This is a genomic window from Allobosea sp. 05T433, from assembly GCF_056396065.1.
Map to the genome: position 1 here is coordinate 15,281 of NZ_JBFTKS010000019.1, position 19,125 is coordinate 34,405.

General features: G+C 64.1%; 18 protein-coding genes. 6 read left to right on the forward strand and 12 right to left on the reverse strand.

Annotated elements, in window-relative coordinates; translation table 11 throughout:
- Positions 1-136 precede the first annotated feature (136 nt).
- The 4 genes from AC1DGP_RS23165 to AC1DGP_RS23180 form a co-directional block, all read right to left on the reverse strand.
- Entirely contained in the window at positions 137-754 is a 618-nt protein-coding gene (locus AC1DGP_RS23165) for an OmpA family protein (protein WP_476770728.1), read from the reverse strand.
- Between the two features lie 2 nt (positions 755-756).
- The gene (locus AC1DGP_RS23170) at positions 757-1,257 is read right to left on the reverse strand and encodes a hypothetical protein (RefSeq protein WP_476770729.1); all 501 of its coding nucleotides are present in this window, start codon (positions 1,255-1,257) and stop codon (positions 757-759) included.
- A 17-nt stretch (positions 1,258-1,274) separates the two neighbouring features.
- Positions 1,275-1,562 carry a hypothetical protein gene (locus AC1DGP_RS23175; RefSeq protein ID WP_476832556.1) on the reverse strand — a complete coding sequence of 96 codons (288 nt, stop codon included), beginning with the start codon at positions 1,560-1,562 and terminating at the stop codon, positions 1,275-1,277.
- A 353-nt stretch (positions 1,563-1,915) separates the two neighbouring features.
- Positions 1,916-3,139: a M20/M25/M40 family metallo-hydrolase gene (locus AC1DGP_RS23180; protein WP_476832557.1), complete on the reverse strand. Its 1,224-nt coding sequence runs from the start codon at positions 3,137-3,139 to the stop codon at positions 1,916-1,918.
- 292 nt (positions 3,140-3,431) lie between these two features.
- Here AC1DGP_RS23180 and AC1DGP_RS23185 point away from each other — a divergent pair, with 292 nt between their 5' ends.
- Positions 3,432-4,334, forward strand: coding sequence for a GNAT family N-acetyltransferase (locus AC1DGP_RS23185; RefSeq protein ID WP_476832558.1), 903 nt, complete (start codon positions 3,432-3,434; stop codon positions 4,332-4,334).
- 91 nt (positions 4,335-4,425) lie between these two features.
- On the opposite strand, the gene AC1DGP_RS23190 is transcribed toward AC1DGP_RS23185, so the two are convergent.
- From AC1DGP_RS23190 to AC1DGP_RS23205, 4 genes are all read right to left on the reverse strand, one after another.
- Positions 4,426-5,982, reverse strand: coding sequence for a SpoVR family protein (locus tag AC1DGP_RS23190; RefSeq protein WP_476832559.1), 1,557 nt, complete (start codon positions 5,980-5,982; stop codon positions 4,426-4,428).
- A gap of 11 nt (positions 5,983-5,993) precedes the next feature.
- Positions 5,994-7,298 carry a YeaH/YhbH family protein gene (locus AC1DGP_RS23195; RefSeq protein WP_476832560.1) on the reverse strand — a complete coding sequence of 435 codons (1,305 nt, stop codon included), beginning with the start codon at positions 7,296-7,298 and terminating at the stop codon, positions 5,994-5,996.
- 18 nt (positions 7,299-7,316) lie between these two features.
- A complete protein-coding gene (locus AC1DGP_RS23200; protein ID WP_476832561.1) occupies positions 7,317-9,266 on the reverse strand; it encodes a PrkA family serine protein kinase in 1,950 nt (649 codons plus the stop codon).
- 243 nt (positions 9,267-9,509) lie between these two features.
- The gene (locus AC1DGP_RS23205; RefSeq protein WP_476770736.1) at positions 9,510-10,145 is read right to left on the reverse strand and encodes a TlpA family protein disulfide reductase; all 636 of its coding nucleotides are present in this window, start codon (positions 10,143-10,145) and stop codon (positions 9,510-9,512) included.
- Between the two features lie 137 nt (positions 10,146-10,282).
- Here AC1DGP_RS23205 and AC1DGP_RS23210 point away from each other — a divergent pair, with 137 nt between their 5' ends.
- Positions 10,283-11,089 carry a TlpA family protein disulfide reductase gene (locus AC1DGP_RS23210; RefSeq protein ID WP_476832562.1) on the forward strand — a complete coding sequence of 269 codons (807 nt, stop codon included), beginning with the start codon at positions 10,283-10,285 and terminating at the stop codon, positions 11,087-11,089.
- 149 nt (positions 11,090-11,238) lie between these two features.
- Here AC1DGP_RS23210 and AC1DGP_RS23215 read toward each other — a convergent pair whose 3' ends face one another.
- The gene (locus AC1DGP_RS23215) at positions 11,239-11,481 is read right to left on the reverse strand and encodes a hypothetical protein (protein WP_476770738.1); all 243 of its coding nucleotides are present in this window, start codon (positions 11,479-11,481) and stop codon (positions 11,239-11,241) included.
- A gap of 845 nt (positions 11,482-12,326) precedes the next feature.
- On the opposite strand from AC1DGP_RS23215, the gene AC1DGP_RS23220 reads away from it, so the two are divergent.
- Positions 12,327-13,325, forward strand: coding sequence for a hypothetical protein (locus AC1DGP_RS23220; RefSeq protein WP_476832563.1), 999 nt, complete (start codon positions 12,327-12,329; stop codon positions 13,323-13,325).
- 249 nt (positions 13,326-13,574) lie between these two features.
- On the opposite strand, the gene AC1DGP_RS23225 is transcribed toward AC1DGP_RS23220, so the two are convergent.
- The gene (locus tag AC1DGP_RS23225; protein WP_476770280.1) at positions 13,575-13,847 is read right to left on the reverse strand and encodes a hypothetical protein; all 273 of its coding nucleotides are present in this window, start codon (positions 13,845-13,847) and stop codon (positions 13,575-13,577) included.
- Positions 13,848-14,326: 479 nt separating this feature from the next.
- On the opposite strand from AC1DGP_RS23225, the gene AC1DGP_RS23230 reads away from it, so the two are divergent.
- Positions 14,327-15,820 (forward strand): sensor domain-containing diguanylate cyclase, encoded by a 1,494-nt coding sequence (locus tag AC1DGP_RS23230; RefSeq protein ID WP_476770281.1) that lies wholly within the window; start codon positions 14,327-14,329, stop codon positions 15,818-15,820.
- Positions 15,821-15,943: 123 nt separating this feature from the next.
- On the opposite strand, the gene AC1DGP_RS23235 is transcribed toward AC1DGP_RS23230, so the two are convergent.
- Entirely contained in the window at positions 15,944-17,089 is a 1,146-nt protein-coding gene (locus AC1DGP_RS23235) for an MFS transporter (protein ID WP_476770282.1), read from the reverse strand.
- A gap of 193 nt (positions 17,090-17,282) precedes the next feature.
- Here AC1DGP_RS23235 and AC1DGP_RS23240 point away from each other — a divergent pair, with 193 nt between their 5' ends.
- Positions 17,283-17,438, forward strand: coding sequence for a c-type cytochrome (locus AC1DGP_RS23240; RefSeq protein WP_441493704.1), 156 nt, complete (start codon positions 17,283-17,285; stop codon positions 17,436-17,438).
- A 326-nt stretch (positions 17,439-17,764) separates the two neighbouring features.
- Positions 17,765-18,040 (forward strand): hypothetical protein, encoded by a 276-nt coding sequence (locus AC1DGP_RS23245; RefSeq protein WP_476770283.1) that lies wholly within the window; start codon positions 17,765-17,767, stop codon positions 18,038-18,040.
- Positions 18,041-18,135: 95 nt separating this feature from the next.
- Here AC1DGP_RS23245 and AC1DGP_RS23250 read toward each other — a convergent pair whose 3' ends face one another.
- On the reverse strand, positions 18,136-19,053 hold the full coding sequence (locus AC1DGP_RS23250; RefSeq protein ID WP_476770284.1) for a 3-hydroxyacyl-CoA dehydrogenase NAD-binding domain-containing protein: 918 nt from the start codon (positions 19,051-19,053) through the stop codon (positions 18,136-18,138).
- Positions 19,054-19,125 lie beyond the last annotated feature (72 nt).

A 19,125-nucleotide genomic window follows, 5' to 3' on the forward strand; every position in this document is an offset into this window, starting at 1 on the left:
TTTTCGGGCCGCTGCTCTAGCAGGCGCTCGGAATGTCGCTGCGGGGCGGAGGTTTCTGAGCGCCAGGCCATCCGGCCGTTTTGCCGGAGGCCGGGAGCGGGCCGACGCGTTGTCGTCGGCCCGCAGACAATCGCTTCTACTGCTTGGGCATAACGAACTCGACGCGTCGGTTCAGGGCACGCCCTTCGGGATTATCCGCTCCGGTCTTAAGCGTATTGGGTTCGATCGGACGCTTATCGCCGAGCGCTTTGACCGAAAGCCGCGCTTTATCTGCTCCGTGTCTCACAAGCCATTGCGCGACGACCTGGGCCCGCCGAAGGGACAGTTCCTGATTATACCGAGCAGACCCTTTTGAATCCGTATGCCCCTCGATGACGATCGTGCCAGCGGGGACAGATGCGACGAGACGCGCGATATCGGTGAGTGTCGGTTCGGCAGCCGACCTGATGTCGGCCCTGTCGAAATCGAACAGGATATCGCCCGTCATCGACAGCCTGACGGTCGTCGCATCGTGTCGCACGGAAAGACCACCGTGCCGGGCGGCAAGTCCGCCGGCTTTCGCCGACAGATCAGATACCGCGCTGTTCAAGTCGGAGGGGAGTCCCTTCAGATCCAGAGCCGTGGCCTTAAGATCCAGAACCGTGGCTTTGAGATCGCGTATTTCGCGATGGTAAGGTGGCTCTTGCGCAAACGAGCTACTTGCCACTCCCAGAAACACGACGATCGCGAGGGAAGACTTGGTCGCACCCGCCATGGCTATCGGTCGGTGATTTTGATCGCGTCGAGCGTCTCGACCCCCGGGATCGTCAACGACACGTCCGTGACATCCTTCGGTGGAGCAGGGAACCTGCCATGCCATGAGCCCGCGATCGGAGAATCCTTGTTGGCCTTGATGACCAGGTTAGGATTTGTCAGCGGCTTGTCGTTGCTATCTGTCAGCAGCAGGTATTTCTTCTTGCCGGCAAGAACATAGAAGCTGTTTTCATAAGCATCCTTGCTGATCGAATCATAGAGTCGTTCCAGCTTGTTCGTGGCGATTGGCTTGAAGCGAAGCTTGATCGTAAGGACATCGCCGGCGCGGGTAGCTTCGACGACTTGGGCTTCGGCGGCCCCGCCATCAGTCAAGCCAGTAGCCAAGGGCGAGACAGAATTGGCCTCGGCCTGAGTTTGGGCAAACGCAGTTTGAACGAAACCAGCCGTTGCCAGGAAGGCACTAAAGGCACAGGCGGTCATGGTAATTCTTGTCACTTTTACCATGTCAATCCTCTTTACTTTCAAAATTGCAGGCAGGGCGTACGAATCACAATACGAAATTCCATAGCCGGCTTGCGTGGAGGCAATGTGGCTGCCTCCTGACGCATCGGCTGGAAAGGTGGATTGCGGGTTTCGGGAAAGCCGATGCAGGCACACGGGGATTGGATCATCGCACCGGATACGATTTCCGGTCCGATGATCCAGGATTTCCACGACGCCGCCGGCGATATCTGGGCGGTCAGGACGAGGCCCGCCTTGGGATTCAGGCAGTCTGAACGCCGAGATGCGCGAACGCCAAGACGACCCATCGTTGGATCTCGCCGCCCAGCGCGAACCCGAGGACGGCATGCCCTGAGCCGGGGAGGGCGATTGGCAAGGCCGCCAGCAGGGACGCTCGACCCCGTGGCGGCATTCGAAGTACCAGACCATGACGCCCGGAGCTGGCGCTAGGCGGCCCACCGAAGCAGCCGGCCGAGCCCAATGCCTGGCTTGGGTGGGACGCTGCCGTTAAGGGGCAGAGCCGACGGTGCCGCGATGATCGAAGACGCGACATCCTCCACGCGCAAGGCGAGTTCGTCTCTTGCGCCATTCTGTCCGCGCAATCGCAACCGGTCGAGCAGCACGATCAAATGCAGCGGCAACGACCGGGCGACAGGACCGTTCACGCGGCAGGGAAGCCCGCCGTGGCCAGGATCGTGGCAAGGCTCGCCGTCATGCCCGATATGCTCGCTGTCTTTTCGACATCGATCCACTCGCCGAGGGAATGGGCCCTGCCGCCGGTGCCGCCCGAGCCGATCTTGATCGCCGGGATGCCGAGGCTCATCGGAATATTCGCGTCGGTGGAGGAGGCTTCGTGCCTGGGCACAAAGCCATGGGCCCGAAGCGCTGCGGTCGCGTATTGCACGATATCGGCGTCCACCGGCGTGTTGCCCGCCGGGCGGTCGCCCAATGCTTTGATTTCGACCGTGATCGCGCCCTCGCTGGTCGAGCGGGTCGCGTTCTCCTGGTTTACCGCCGCAGCCACGATTTCGCGGCAGCGCGCGTCCAGCCTGGCAAGTTCGTCCGCCGATTCCGAGCGCAGGTCGATATCGACCCAGGCCTCCTCGGGGATGGCGTTGACGGATGAGCCGCCGCCGACGATGGAGGCACAGAATGTCGTGCGGGGTGTCGCCGGCACCTGGATGCGGCCAAGCTCCACGATCGCCTGGGCCATGGCATACATCGGGTTGACGATGCCGAAGGCCTGGAAGCTGTGCCCGCCCGGCCCCTTGAACCTGACGGAATAGCGCTTCGAGCCGACGCCGCCGACGACGACCTTCTCCACCTGCGGACTGTCGACGGTGATGAAGGCTGCGATCTTGTCGCGATACCGGCCCTTGCTGAAGAGATGGCGGACGCCGCGCAGGTCGCCGAGCCCTTCCTCGCCGACATCGCCCACGAACAGGATATCATTGCGGGTCCGGACGCCGGCGGCGTCCATCGCGCGCACGAAGGCCAGGAGCACGGCAAGGCTGCGGGTGTCGTCGCCCACGCCCGGCGCATAGAGCTTCGTGCCCTCGCGGCGCACGGTGACATCGGTTCCCTCAGGGAAAACCGTATCGAGATGCGCGGCGACCACGATCAATCCGCCGTTGCCGGTGCCGCGCCGGAGGCCCATCACATTGCCGATCTCGTCCTGCTCGACATCCTCCAGGCCATGCGCCTGCAGCATCTCCAGATAGGCGGCGGCGCGCTTCTCCTCCTTGAAGGGGGGCGCGGGAATCTCGGTCAGCGTGATGATGTCGGCAATGGTGCGGTCATGCTCGGCCTCGAGCACCCTGACCGCCTCCTTGAAGGCCGGATGGTGGGTGATCGCGGCAATTTCAGAGGCGTGATCGCGCTGCACTGGCATTTCCTCATCATGCGGTCTTCATGACCTTCAGAACTGCGCAACGTCTGCCTTCAGCCTCGGTGCGGCGCAAGCGTTCTCCCCCGGGCGGCACGCGTGGCGCCATTGCGCCGGGCTCAAGGCGCGCACGGGCTTTTGACGGTCAGGCCGGCCGGGAAGGGCGCACGACCAACTCAGCCATCAAGCAGGCGCGCGAAAGAGCGGGCCTGCGGCAGCGCGATGGCATTGGCCTTGTCAGCCGGAGATTCGATGCCAAGACTGATCTGAATTGCTCTGACGGAGCTGTCCCATGTCACTCGTCTACAGGCCGGCCCGCGCGCAGGATTTGGCGACGGCTGATGCCCTCGTCGTTGCCAGCATCAATGATCTGACCACGCGCCATGGTTTCGGTCCGATGGCGACGTCGAGCGCTCCCAATTTTCAGCTGTTTTCACTCAAGGACGATCCCGACGGCCTATGGGTCGCGGAGGATGACGGTGAGCTTCTCGGTTTCGCCTGGAGTTGGGTATGCGGGAATGTCTGGTTTCTTGCCCAGCTATTCGTCGATCCGGGCCAGCAGGGACGTGGCATCGGCAATGAATTGATGAAGTTGAGCCTGGAGCATGCCCGGAAATCAACTGCTGCTCACAAGGTTCTGATCACCTTTACCTTCAACAGGGTCTCGCAGGGGCTCTACATCCGGCATGGCCTCTTTCCAAAGATGCCGATCTATTTTCTCAGTGCGGCGCGGGAGCGGGTGATTGAGGGACTGCCGGAGCCTGCGTTGCAGAGCATCCCGATCGACGGCAGCGCCGCGACCCTGGAGAGACTGGCCGAGATCGATTCCCGCGCGATCGGCGTCTCGCGAGAGAAGCATCACCGCTACCTGCTCGATGACCCGGCGACCACGGGGGTCTTGCTCTGCGCCGGCAACGATTGTCTCGGCTACAGCTATGTCACGTCCAGCGGGCATATCGGACCTCTCGCCGTCAGGGAGGTTGGCGACCTCGGGGATGTCTTTGCGGCGGCATTGAAGATAGCGGCCGACAGGCCCAGCGAGACAATATCGGCGTTACTGCCCGGCACATGCGAAAGCGCGTTGAGCCTTGCCGTCAGTCAGGGCATGCGCATCACCTTTCCCATGCTGCTGATGGCGTCGCAGGGCTATGGAACCTGGACGCGATACCTGCCGCGCAATCCGGGCTTCATGTGATCATGAGCACCTGCTTCTGATGAAGGCGTTGGAACGGGCTGACTCAGCGGCCTTGGGGGCGTGGCACAATGCGCGTCCCGGTGCCTATGAACTATATCGATCCGTCAAGCTGACGGCTGGACCGTTCGAAGACCGTGCCCCCCGTCTGCGCGTCAACGCCTTCCAGGCTGACCTCATAGCCCCATAGCTCATGGACATGCCGCAGCGTCGCATCGCAGCCGGCGCTTTCCAGCAGGATGCCGTCATTGACCTTGTGCTGCAGGCGCAGATGCCGCTGGCCGAGCAGGTCCACATCCACGATCTGGATGTCCGCATGGCTCGCCCCGATGTCGTATTTCTGGGCCAGGGCCGTGCGTATGGACGCGTAGCCGCGCTCATTATGGATCGAAGCCACGCTGTAGAACGAGTCGTTCGCGGCGTCCGAAAGCAAGAACAGCCGCCACTTCCGGATCAGGGCCGGGCTGAGATACTGGCGAATGAAGGATTCGTCGCGGTGGTTGGCCCAGGCGTCCAGCAGGATCGTGCGCCAGTCTCCGGTTCCCGCGATCTCGGGAAACCAGTCGCGATCTTCCGCGGTCGGCTCGGTCACGACACGCTGGATGTCCTGCATCATGTCCAGCCCCAGCGCATAAGGGTTGATGCCGGAAAAGCGGGGATCGTCGAAGGCTGGCTGGAAGACGACGTTCGAGTGGTTGCGCAGGATTTCCAGCATGGCGCCCTCGCTGATCCGGCCGCGGTCGAACAGCGTATTCAGGATCGTGTAATGCACGAAGGTTGCGCAGCCTTCGTTCATCACCTGCGTCTGCCGCTGGGGATAGAAATACTGCGCGATCACCCGGACGATCCTCAGGATCTCGCGCTGCCAGGGCTGGAGGATCAGGCTGTTCTTCTCCAGGAAATAGAGCAGGTTCTCCTCGGGGAGATTGAGCGCCCTTTTCCGTTCGGCGATCGAGGCCTCGCTCTCGTCGGGCTTGGCGTCGTCCACCAAGCGCGGGACCGTGCGCCATAGGTCGTTATAGGAACGCTCTTCGTATTCCAGCCGCTCGCGAAGCCCCTCGCGGTGCCTGTCGGATGAGAGCCGGGGAGGGCGGCGATAGCGGAACACGCCCTGTTCCATCAGCGCATGGGCGGCGTCGAGAATGGCCTCGACCGCCGCAACGCCATGCCTTTCCTCGCAGCGGGCGATGAAGCCCTTGGCGAAATCGAGATAGCCGAGGATCGCGCCCGCATCGGCCCATTGCTGGAACAGGTAGTTGTTCTTGAAGAAATGGTTGTGGCCAAGGGCAGCATGCGCGGTCACCAGGGCCTGCAGGGCCATGGTGTTCTCTTCCATCAGATAGACGATGCAGGGATTGGAGTTGATCACCACTTCATAAGCGAGGCCGCGACCGGCCTTGCGATAGAGCAGTTCCTGGCGGAGGAAGTGCTTGCCGAATGACCAGTGGCGATACATCAGCGGCATGCCGATGGATGAATAGGCATCGAGCATCTGCTCTGAGGAGATGATCTCCATCTGCACCGGGTAGACATCGAGCCGGAGCTCTTCCTTCGCAACCGCCTCGATGACGTCGTAGACATGCGACAAGGTCGCGAAGTTCCAGTCCGAGCCGGAGAACAGCAGATCGGATCGGGGCGTTTGCCTCGCCATCGGCGCTTCCCTCACTTGCGCAACTGCGCCGGTTGGCGGGTGAAGAGATGCCGGAAGACCGGGTAGATGTCGGCGGCCCGAGCGATGCGGCTCATGCCAAAATTCGGCCATCTCTCCTTGACCGTGAGATAGGCGCGCCAGAGCGAGGTGCCGTTGTCCGTGGAGCCGAAGATCTCGCTCTCGCGTTCGTCGATGATCTCGACATAGGCAAAATACTGGCACAGGCGCATGATCTCGCCATCCATCAGTTTGAGGCAGCGCCTGGAGTCGGTCGCGAGGTTGTCGCCGTCCGACGCCTGGGCGGCGTAGATGTTCCACTCCCGGCTGGGATAGCGCTGCGCGATGATGCGCTGCATCTCCTCCAGCGCCGTGGAAACCACGGTGCCGCCGCTCTGCATGCTGAAGAAGAAGGTGTCCTCGTCCACCTCCTGCGCCATGTGGGTATGGCGGATGAAGACGATGTCCGTGCGATCGTAGCGCCGCTTCAGGAACAGATGCAGCAGGACGAAGAAGCGCTTGGCCAGGTCCTTCTCGCGTTCGCCCATCGAGCCTGAGACGTCCATCAGGCAGAACATCACCGCGTTCGCGTTGGGCCGAGGCTGCGCGTCGAAGCGATTGAAGCGGATATCGCCCGGGTCGACGAAGGAAATCACCCGGCGCCGGCGCTCCAGCCGGTCGAGTTCGGCGCGCAGGGCTGCGACGTCGGCGTCGGCGGCGCCTGGCTCGTCGKCCTCGATCCTGGCCAGTTCGCGCAGGATGGCCTCGACCTCCTCGCGCCTGGGCCGCTGGAGGGCGATGCGGCGGCCATGGCTGTTTCGCATGGTGCGCGCGATGTTGATGTTCGTCGGCGAGCCGCTCGCCGAGAAGCCGGCCCGCCGCGGCTTGAAGGCGACGATCTCCTTGAGATTGAGCTTGACCATGTCGGGAAGTGCGAGATCTTCGAAGAACAGATCGAGCACCTCCTCGCGCGACAGCACGAAGCGGAAATCGTCCTCGGAATCCTCCAGGCCGGGCGACGATCCCGATCCGCCGCCCCGGCCCGGCTTCGGCATCCTGTCCCCCGGCGCGAAATGCCTGTTTCCGGGCAGGACATGCTGGCGCCGGCCGCTGTCCCCGGCATCGCGGAAGCGCGGCTCGCTCGTGCGCTTCGCCGGGAGCGAAACGGCGTGCGCCCCGTCTGCATCGGCGATCTTGCCGGCCCGGATCTGTTCCTGGACGCTGCGCTTCAGTTCCGCGCGGACGCGGTGCAGAAAGCGCTGGCGATTGCCCAGGCTCTTGTCCTTCGGGTTCAGGCGGCGGTCGATGAAAATCGGCATGGCACGCTCCGGCCGCGTTCAACCCGCCTTGTTCACACGCATGTACCAGTCCACCAGGCGCCGGACCTGGCGCTCGGTATAGCCACGCTCCACCATGCGCTGAACGAAGCCCTGGTGACGCTTCTCGGTCACGCTGTCCTGCTTCGAGCCGAAGCTGATGACGGGCAGCAGATCCTCGACCTGACCGAACATCCGCTTCTCGATCACCTGGCGCAGCTTCTCATAGCTGGTCCAGGACGGGTTGCGGCCATTGTTCCTGGACCGGGCGCGCAAGGTGAACTTCACGACCTCGTTGCGGAAGTCCTTGGGATTGGCGATGCCCGCCGGCTTTTCGATCTGCGACAATTCAGCGTCGAGGACCTGCCGGTTGAGCAGCTGGCCGGTATCGGGGTCCTTGTAGTCCTGATCCTCGACCCAGGCGTCGGCATAGGCGATGTAGCGGTCGAACAGGTTCTGGCCGTATTCGCCATAGGATTCCAGATAGGCTTTCTGGATCTCGTGGCCGATGAACTCGGCATAGCGCGTCGCGAGCTCCGACTTGATGAAGTCGAGATAGGCCGCTTCCGTCTCCTTGGGGAATTGCTCGCGCTTGATCGCGCCTTCCAGGATGTACATCAGGTGCACCGGGTCGGCGGCCAGTTCCCTGGTGTCGTAGTTGAAGGTCTGCGAGAGAATCTTGAAGGCAAAGCGCGTGCTGACGCCGGTCATGCCCTCGTCGACCCCGGCGGCGTCGCGATACTCCTGGATGGCCTTCGCCTTTGGCTCCACTTCCTTGAGGTTCTCGCCGTCATAGACGCGCATCTTTGTATAGAGCGGCGAGTTCTCGAACTCGGCCAGCCGCGTCGAGACCGAGAAGCGGCTGAGGATATCGAGCACTTCCGGCGTGCAGGGGCTGCCGGCCAGTTCACTCTCGCGCAGCAGTTTCTCGTAGATCTGCCGCTCTTCGGTGACGCGCAGGCAATAGGGCACCTTGACCACCAGGATGCGGTCGAGGAACGCCTCGTTGTTCTTGTTGTTCTTGAACTGGAGCCATTCGGACTCGTTGGAGTGCGCCAGAACGATGCCCTGGTAGGGAAAGGCTCCGAAGTTCTCGGTGCCGTTGTAGCTGCCTTCCTGGGTCGCGGTCAGCAGGGGATGCAGCACCTTGATCGGCGCCTTGAACATCTCGACGAATTCGAGCAGGCCCTGCGTCGTCCGGTTCAGCCCGCCGCTGTAGGAATAGGCGTCCGGGTCCGACTGGCTGAAGTTTTCGAGCTGGCGGATGTCGACCTTGCCGACGAGCGTCGAGACATCCTGATTGTTCTCGTCGCCTGGTTCGCTTTTCGCGATGCCGACCTGCCGCAAGCGCGAGGGGTTCAGTTTGACGACGCTGAACCCAGAGATATCGCCCGAGAGCTCGTCGAGCCGCTTCGCCGCCCAGGGCGAGATCAGGCCGGTCAGTCGACGCCGCGCGATCCCGTACTTGTCCTCGAAGAGATCGCCCATCCGATCGGGACGGAACAGGCCCAGAGGCGATTCGAAGACCGGGCTGATCCGGTCCCCGACCTTGAGCGTGTAGAAGGGGCGCTCCTCCATCAGCTTCTTCAGCCGCTCGGCGAGGGAGGATTTGCCGCCGCCGACGGGGCCGAGCAGATAGAGGATCTGCTTGCGCTCCTCCAGGCCCTGCGATGCGTAGCGGAAATAGCCGGCGATCCTCTCGATCGTATCCTCCATGCCGAAGAAATCGGTAAAGGACGGGTAGAGCTTGACCGTCCGGTTGGAGAATATCCGGCCGAGGCGCTCGTCCTGGCTCGTATCGAAAAGCTTTGGCGCGCCGATCGCGTCGACCATCCGCTCAGGGGCGGAGGCATACATCGATTTGTCTTCGCGGCAGGCCAGCAGGTATTCCCGCAGGCTCATCTCCTCCTGCGAAAAGCTTCGATAATCCTCTGAAAATAAACGGAATACATCGCCGTCTCTCTCGATCATGGCAACCATCCCACGTCGTCGGAGGTTGTCGACGACAGCCCCCGAACATTCAACCGATGACGGTCTCGCAAGTTCCTGCCCCATGGCACTTTGATGCCAGGCGGAGGGCCTCGAACGGCGAGCGCGCCGCGCGGCCTGGTGCGGGTCGAGACCTCGGTCCTTTCGTTCGTCCGCCTGTTCTTCGGGCATCTCCCATGACGCCGAAGCCAACAGGCTCCAGTATGCGGGCGCAGTGCGTCCTGGTCAGCCCTCGCGCGCGAAATAGTGCATGAACCGGATCGCCTCCGGCGTGCCCCAGTCCGCCGCGCCGGCGAGATGGCCGGCCGTCCTGCCCCTGGCATCGACGACATAGCTCATCGGCATCCCGTAGAGCTGGAAGGGCGTCTGCACCTGCGATTTCGGTCCCGACGCGACGAGGCCGTCGCGGTCGATGAAGCTCGCAAAGCCGCGCAGTCCCAACCGGTCGATGAGCCGTCGGGCAGCGGCCGCGTCGCGGTCGATCGAGACAGGGACGACGGCGAAACCGAGATCGCGTCTCTGCTGCAGGCGATGCAGGATCGGCAGCTCGCGAAGACAGGGCGGGCACCAGCTCGCCCAGAAGGCCACGAGACAGGGACGGCCACGATAGCTGGCGAACGACCGGGTCCGGCCGTTGAAATCCGTGAGCGAGATGGCCGAGACATCCTCGCGCGGGTCGAGTTCGATGAATTGCCCGCCGGCTTCGGTCACGAAGGGCGGCGGAGCCGCCAGCGCCCGCGGCGGCAACAGCGAGATCGCCCCGGCCGATCCGCCCAGCAGCAAGCTGCCCAGCAGGACCTGGCGGCGATGCAGGATCGGGCTCGCGGGCCCGCTGTCCTGCCGGATGTCGTCTTGCGTCATAGCGATGCCTTGCTCTCTTGCCTGCGAAGCCCGAGAGGAAACTGAGCTTAAGCCTGGCTTAAGGCGCCCGCCCGATGCAGCCGGAACCGGCCCTCGGATCGGCCGGCCTTATCGCGCGAGAGCAGGAGCGCAATCGGATGAATGCCGTCAGCATCGGTCCCTTCGTCTTCGCGCCGGACCGCTTCGCCGCGATCCTCGCGATCGCGACCCTGCTGATGGCAGCCGCGCTCCTGTCCAGGCGGTTTGACGCGCGTTTGAACGCATGGGCGTCGTCGGCGGTCCTTGCCGCGATCGTCGCTGCCCGCCTCGGCCATGTCGTCCTGCATTGGTCGAGCTTTGCGCAGGAGCCATGGCGCATGCTGGCGATCTGGCAAGGCGGATTCTCGATCCCCGCCGGGCTGCTCGGGATGGCGCTCGTAACCGCATTCTACGGTCGATCGGTTCGCTTCGCCGCCGGTGCAGCCGGGGCAGTGCTCGTCGCCGGCCTCGTCGGACTGGTGACGCTGGAGCTGACGAAGGCGACCTATGGCCAGCAGGCGCCGGCAACCCGCATGGCCACCCTGGACGGCGCCCTCCGCTCGATCGGCGATTTCGAGGGCAAGCCGCTCGTCGTCAATCTCTGGGCGACGTGGTGCCCGCCCTGCCGCCGGGAGATGCCGATGCTGGCGCGCGAAGCGGCCGAGCGGGCGGATGTCGGCTTCCTCTTCGTGAACCAGGGCGAGAGCGCCGAGAAGATCCGGAGCTATCTCTTGGCCGACCGGCTGACGCTCGATCATGTCCTGCTCGATGCCGCCATGGCCCTCTCGCGCCATTACGCGGCGCCTGGGCTGCCGGTGACGCTGTTCCTGCGCCGCGACGGCACGCTCGCCTCGCTCCATACGGGCGAGATTTCGCGGGAGGCCCTGGCAGCCGGTATCGACGGCATCATGGCGGAGCCGCGCTGAGCGATCCCCCTGGCCGCCCTCTGTCCTGATTCAGGCTGGCACCAGCACCACCTTCGCAACCCTGGGGACGCGATCGTGCCGGGCGATCACGTCTGGTTCCGCGTCCCAGCGATGAGCGGGAACGCCTCAGGCAACCGGCCGGCAAAGCGTCACCGTGCCTGGAGTCTCCGGTAGCCCGCGATCAGGGCCGCGGCGGCGGCGTCGATCTCTGCGGCAGCGCTGAAGCGGCCAAGCGAGAGCCTGACGGCGCCGAGCGTCGGGGCGGGCCCGTCCTCGTCGGCCTCGATAGTCCGTCCCGCGCGAACGAGCAGGCACCGGCTCGTGGTGATCAGGTCGGCCGGGGAGGGAGCTTGCGGGCGGCCCGCGCCGGGGGTTTCCGCGCCCAAGATCATGGCCCCGGTCTCAGGGGGCGCCTGGGTCCGGGGACAATCTGCCAGCCTTCTGGCCAAGCCGCCAACAGGGAGACTCGACCCCATCACGACCTTCAAGCATCGATATGCGAGGTCCGCAAAAGGGTGGTTTGCTGACCTATCGCGTCGTCGAATTTAACGTCATGCGCCCAAGCTGCTTGGCGCCTGATAGCAGAGCGCTGCAACCCGGCTCGGTCGCCGGAAGGCGCTAGCGGCGAACGCCGACCCTGTTGACACCCCCGTTGCGATTTCCCGGACGAGGCGCGGTGACGGCTCCGACCCCGACGGGCCGAGCGACGAGGCGCACACCGGGCCGCGCGACGCATCCGGCGGGATAACCAATATAGCTACAATAAACGACGGCATTTGCGACTTCCGTTGTCGCGGCAAGACCGGTGAAGGCGATTCCGGCCGTCGCCGTAGCGAAGATTGCAAGTTTGATCTTTGTCATTTCAGGTCCCCTGGACTTTCAAGACAGCAAGCGCTCGTGATGTTGAACCCTGCCATTATCGAAGTGGTGCGAAAATTGTACCTAGGGACATCAAATGTGCCGCCCAGTTCGGCGCGCGAAGAGGGCGGGCGTTTGGAGCAGTTGCGTGGGACGGAAAGTCAAAGGCGAGACGCAGTGTCAAACTGTTAGCGTAAATTCCGGTTCTTTCGGGGGGCTTTAAATTCGTTAAACGAGAGGATCGTCTTTGACGGTTAGCGCTACTATACATTGAGACGGGGGATCGAAAACTCGGAGATCATCAGAATTTGGCTTGTGATGCCTGCGTCTATCTGGGCATCATGAGTGTTCCAGAGCTGATGGGCGGGAGATTAACTCCATGAAACGCCAAGCGACATCCAGTTGTGTTTCTGATGCCGCGGCCTCCCAACCGGTGTCGGGGCCCTGCGAAGCCGATATCCGCGCCCAACTCCACCGCATTTTAGAAAGCTGCGATTTCAAGGCGCCCGATCGGGTACGCCGGTTTCTGTCCTACGTGGTTGAACAGACGCTCGCTGGGCGGGCAGACCGCATCAAAGCCTATTCGGTCGCTGTCGAAGTCTTCGGCCGGGATACGAGCATCGACGTTCTGAACGATCCGGTCGTTCGTATCGAGGCCGGGCGGCTCAGGCGCGCCTTGGAGCTTTACTATTTCCTTGAGGGCAAGACAGACCCCGTCCTGATCGAAATTCCCAAAGGAAGCTACGTACCGAGCTTCTCCTGGCGACTGGACGATCAGACACTTGCCCAGCCTCTCTCAGCCSCAACGCCGCAGCCGAGGGCGCAAACCCGCGCATCATTCTTCGATTGGCTCAGGCGCGCCTGGCTCGTCGGCTCGGCTACCGCACTGGTGTTCGGCACTCTCTTGGCATTCATCGGGATGATAGACCAATCGCGACCGGCTGCGTCATCGACAAGCCCCCTTGGTCCTTCGCTTCTCGTCAAGGCCTTCACCAACCTCTCCCCGACCGCAGAAGCCGGTGCTTTCGCGACAGGTCTTTCCGAAGAGGTGCTTTCACAACTCGCGACCTTTCGGGAGTTGACGGTCGTTCGAAGCGAGGCTTCCAATGCGTTGGCGTCGCGGCGGTCCGTGGCCCGGCGCCATTTCGACGCCCGGCACATCCTTGAAGGCATGATCCGTGCTGGCGAGGGCAAACTCAGGATTACCAGCCGCCTCGTCGACCGAGACACATCAGCCATTATCTGGTCCGCAATTTACGAGGCCGATCTGCGTTCCGGGAATCTCATCGACCTCGAAAGTGGCGTAGCGCAAAAGATCGCCGTCGCGGTCGCTCAGGCCATTCGCGCCCCATCACGCCCGGTGTCGAACGCACGCTAAGGGCGAGACTATGCGCGAATTGCCCGGTATACGGGCTCGGCCCAACTTCCGCTTAAGCGCGCGATCCGGCCCCTCGATGAACCCGGCCTGACTTCTGCAAACCACTCATCCGGACGCTCCCAGGCGAGGGGAGGAGAGTCCGAGCTGGGTCGCAAGTGGATTCCCCGGACGCAGGCAGACTGTGCCAAGTTTGGCGGATACTGGCAGGCGTTGCCTTCACGGGGAGGGATGCGTCAGTCGGTCCGGCTGTCACACGCCAAGGATGCCGATGGTGCCGGGATCGGAAACGGCCTCGGCCATCGCGATCGCGTCGCTCTCGATCGAGACCGCGAGGCGGCAGTAATCATCGAAGCTGAACATCGCGCAGCGTTGGTCCTGGGACCGGTGGGTGATCACCTCCCAGATGACGTCGTACTCCTCGCAGACGCCGCGAAACCGGGGGGCTTGCATTCGCGCGAAGCGATTGCGGAACGCGGGGAGCCTAAGCATGAGGCGGGCAAGCCCGCGTTCTTGAGCCGACATGGAACGCCCTCGTGAACCCACCAGAAGACATAGGCAAGGAACGCATAGGCAAGGGCTGAAAGCAGGAACGATGTCGAGTATCATCGTTTCCACTAGAAATACTAACGCGGAACGCCAACAGCCTCAAATGTACTTTGGAGTGCGATCGACGATTTGTGCGTGAGATGCGGGATCGTAGTTAAGGCTGATTTGTCGGGTTCGCAGAAAGTCGCCGCCGCCGGGGCTTCCAGGGCTTCCTTCAGATCGACGATTTGCGCCGGCTGCGCCTCGCAGGTCCCTGCGGACAGAGGGCAGGAGCAGGCGATGCTCCAGTATTGGCGTCGACGTGACGACCGCTCCCGCGCAGGCCGATCGGGCAGCGACCCGACGGGCGAACCTGCGCCACAACTTGCGGTATCATGGCGCCTGACGAATCAGGCTTGGCCGCCCCGGCGATCGGTGGCTTGAGCCCTCCGGGCAAGCCGGAATTGGAATGGTCGATGACAAGCGTGCCCCCTGCCATCACCCCTGTTGCCGCCGATGATCGGCATATGTTCGATCTCGCGCCGGTCTCGCTCTGGCTGGAGGATTATAGCGGCATCCAGGCGCTGTTTGCGGAATGGCGCACGCAGGGCGTCGACGATCTGCGCGCCTTCCTCGAAGCCGATATTGGGCGGGTCAAGGCCTGCTCCAGCCGCATCCGCCTGCTCAAGGTCAACCAGCAGACCCTGACTCTGTTCGGCGCCGACGACACCGCGCACCTGATGGCCAATCTTGACCAGGTCTTCCGGGCCGACATGCTGAAGAGCCATGTCGACGAGTTGGTCCAGCTCTGGGAGGGCAAGCTCGATTTCAGCAGCCGCACCGTCAATTACACGCTGTCGGGCGGCCGCCTCGACGTCCAGATCAACGGGCGCATCCTGCCGGGACATGAGGCGAGCTGGGACCGGGTGCTGGTCGCCATCGACGACATCACCGAACGCGAGCAGGCGCGGCGCGAGCTGGTGGCGAGCGAGGCCTATGCGCGCGGCCTGTTCGACCATTCGCCGGTCTCGCTCTGGGTCGAGGATTTCCGCCATGTCAAAGCCCTGCTCGACGATCTGCGCGAGCAGGGCATCGAGGATCTGCGCGTCTTCACCGAGGTGCATCCCGAATTCATCGACCGCTGCATGCACGAGATCAGGGTGATCGACGTCAACAGGCACACGCTCGAGCTCTTCGCGGCGCACGACAAGGCGCATCTGCTCGACAATCTCGACGAGGCTTTTCGCGGCGAGATGCGCGTCCCCTTCCGCGAGCAGCTCATCGATCTCTGGAACGGCAAGATCTTCCAGCAGCGCGAGGTGGTGAACTACAAGCTCGACGGCACCTTGCTCTACCTGCACCTGCAGTTCTCGGTGCTGCCCGGCCATGAACAGAGCTGGTCGCTGGTCCAGGTCGCGCTGACCGACATCACGGCAAGGCGCAAGGCCGAGGCCTATCTCGAATTCCTCGGCAAGCACGACGTGCTGACCAAGCTCTACAACCGCAGCTTCTATGTCGACGAGCTCAACCGTCTCGAACGCAAGCGCACGCAGCGCGTCTCGCTGATGCTGGTTGATCTCAACGGCCTGAAACGCGTCAATGACGAGTGCGGCCATGGCGCTGGCGACGATCTGCTGCGCCGCGCCGGCGAGGTGCTCGCCAAGGCGGTGGACAAGCCGCTCTTCGCGGCACGGATCGGCGGCGACGAATTCGCCGTGGTGCTGCCGGGCGCCGGCACGGGCGAGGCGGGGCTGGTTCTGGCCAATGTCCAGCAGCTGATCGAGCTCAATAACCAGTTCCATGGCGACACGGCGCTCAGCCTTTCGCTCGGCATGGCCACCTCCGAGCCGGGCGAAACCATGGAGTCCCTGGTGAAACGGGCCGACCGGCTGATGTATGAGAACAAGCGCAGCTACTACGCCAGCAACGATCACGACCGTCGCCGGCCGGACACGCCCCCCGCGCCCTGAGCTGGGGGCTCCAAGCGCCGGGGCAGGGGCGATTGCGAAGGCCACAACGACCGTGAAGGGGTGGAGGCTGCCGGCATGGCAGGACTGAGCCGGGCCGAAGCTGTGAAGCGCGGGCGCCGACCCTCAGGTTTTGATGCGCGAGGACAGGCCGACGACGACCACGACCGTGATCATCAGGCAGCTCACGACGATCAGGGCCGTGGACAGGGAGACGGCCGTCATCACCGCGCTGGCCAGGATGACGCCGGTTGCGTTCGCGGTGCGAAGCAGGGCGAAGACCTCGGGCCGCTTCTTCGGAGGGGCGAGCGCGTCGAGAGCAAGCGAGTAATAGGTGCCGAGCGGGGCCAGAACCATTCCGACGAGGACCGCGCCAAGGACCGTGACCGCCAGCGAGATCTGGAGCGCGACGAGGATGGAGCCGACCGTCATGATCGTCAGCTGGATCAGGACAGCCCTGCGCGTCTGCATGCGGTTGCGAATGCTGACCCAGACACCGCCCGCCACCGAAGCCAGGCAAAGTGGCACCGTGAACAGGATCGCGAGCGTCGGTTGGTAGCCGAAATGCAGGGCGAGAGCGACAGCGCCGATCTCGATCGCCGCCACGGTCGATCCACCTGCGGCGGCGCACATCAGCCAGAGCAGGATCGCCGGGCTCACCACGGACGCATCGGGATGATGCGCGTCCTCCACTGCGGCTGCGGCGGTCGTCGGCACCAGCAGGGCTGGAATCGCCCCGAGCGCCGCGACAACCAGCACGGCGAAGACCGGCGAGACGCCGCCCAGCCCGGAGGCGGCCACGGGAGCCAGGACGAACGTCACCTCGTTGAGGGTCGCCGAGATGCCGAGCGCTCGCGGCAATTTCGCAGCCGGCGCCAGCGCGTTGAGCACCGTGCGCAGATAGCCGAAGGCAGCGCCGTTCACCGCCCCTGCCAGGGCTGAGAATGCGACGAGCCAGCCGAACGCGGCCCCGTGGTGAGCCAGCACTGCGATGGAGGCCAGCGCAAGGGTCCGGAAGACCACCAGCAGCCGCAGGAACGTCGTCGGCGGGAAGCGTCTGCCGACCCGGGTGATCGGGATCGCACCGACCACTTGCGCGAGCGTCATCGCCAGGATCATCGCTGCGCCGCCGCTCGTGTCTCCCGTCAGAGCCAGGGCGACCAGCGCGAAGGCGACCGGCCCTGCGGCCTGCGGGACAGAGAGCGTCGCCGATGAGATGAACCACCGGACAAGCAGGGCAGTGCTTGATGTCCAAGGTCTGGGTTTAGTCACGCACGGGAACCAAAAAACGGGCCGGGCCGGCCCCGGAGATTTTAATCCCGCAACAGGACTGAGGACGTTCCCTCGCCGGCCTGCGTAGCAATATTCGACATGCTGTCAATCGAGCGGGAAGAGCCCGGCAGCCCCGCCGCGTTGATGGCCGACCCGCCGTCGGTCACCATCGCTTCGCCCACCCGCCGCCGAAATCTTCTGGATCGTCAAGAACGGGGTTCGGATGACCGGCATGCCGTCCTTCGCGGACAGCCATGGCGACGACGACCTGCGGGCCGCCGTTGCCTTCGTGCAGACGCTGCCGGGCATGACGGAGGAGCAATATGCCGCCTATGAGAAGGCGCAGTGAAGTTCCACTGGAACGTGATGATCTCAGCCCAAGCAGCCGGGATGACTCAGATATTGGCACGAACGCGGGAGTCCGCGCCGATGACAAGGTCCAAGCTGATCGCCTCGCATCGAGATGGATGATGCGCTCAGTCTCTCCGGGCAGAGGGATGTGTGGCACGGCGGGCGAGCGCTGTGCTAAGTTTGGCCCGTCGCGTGCAAGCGAGATGAGGCGCCGGCTCGTCCGGTGGGATCGCGGTCATCCCGCGGATGCCGAGCCCCACAATTCGTCACGCCGACCTGATCATGAGGCGCACTCCCACGTTTGGTCGACGGGAGGACAGACCGATGCGACACACCCTGACCGACAAGGCGTTTGCGGCGGCCCTGGTCCTGGCCGCGACATCGCCAGCCTGGGCGCAGGATCAACGCCCCGGGTTCAGCCAATCCCTCACCTGCAGCTTCAGCCACGACCAGGGGGAAACGAGGATCACGCTGAGTGGCCGCTGCTCCGGCGCGCTTGACTTCAGCCTCTCCGTCCAGATCGAGCGCCGGGACGCGTCGCGGACGCGGGGGCAGGAGAGAACCTTCCGCGAGGGCACGGGGCCGATCACCGATTTGTAGGGCACCTGTCAGGGCCGAGGGGCGTGCCGCCGCCTGATCCGCGAAGGGACTGCGCGCGGGATTTGCTGCGCGCCAACTCAGGCCTGTGCCCCCGCCTACTCGCTCACCAGCTTGCGCGATTTCAGCAGCGCCAGCAGGCCCTCGTCGCGGCGCGCTTCCAGCTCGGCGATCGAGCGGCCGGCGCTCTCCTCTGCGACCCCCTCGACGATCCGGCGCTGCACCTCTTCGCTTAAAGTCGGTTGGCCGAGCGATTCCCAGCGCCTGAGCTGGCTCGGCCCGAGATGGGCAAGATAGCCCTTGATGCCGCCGGCGCCGCCGCCGAGGTGATAGGTCATGTGCGGGCCCATCAGGGCCCAGCGCAGACCCGGCCCATGGCACAGGGCGGCATCGATATCGGCGACGCTGGCCACGCCCTGCTCGACCAGATGGACCGCCTCGCGATAGAGCGCCGACGCCAGCCGGTTGGCGATATGGCCCGGCATTTCCCGGTTCAGCACCACGGGCCTGCGCCCGAGCACGCGATAGAAGGCGCAGGCCTGCGCAATGACGGCCTCATCCGCGCCGATGATCTCGACCAGGGGCACGAGATGGGGCGGGTTGAACGGATGGGCGACGATGATGCGCTCGGGCCGGAGGCACTCGGCGACGATGGCGCTGCGCAGCAGGGCCGAGGTGCTGCTGGCGATGATCGCATCCGGCGCCGTCTGGGCGTCGATCTGGCTCAGCAACTGCCGTTTCACGGCCTCGTTCTCCGGGCCGTTCTCCTGGATGAACTGCGCGCCTTCAAGCACCGCGCCGAGCCTGGTCGAAAAGCTGAGCGCCCCCGCGCCGGCAAGCCCCAGTTCGGCGAGCTGCGAACGGGCGCGCTCGACGTAAGTGAAGAATTTCTCCTCGGCTGCGGGCGAGGGGTCGTAAGCCGCGACAGCGACGCCATGAGCACAGGCGAGCGCCGCCCAGCTCGCGCCGATCATGCCGGCGCCGACAATGGCGATGCGCTCGATGGGGTTTGTCATGATGCTCTCGCTCCCAAGGGCTGGCGTCGATGAGCGCAGGATCTCACCGGTGCCACCGCTCCGGCCTAGCGC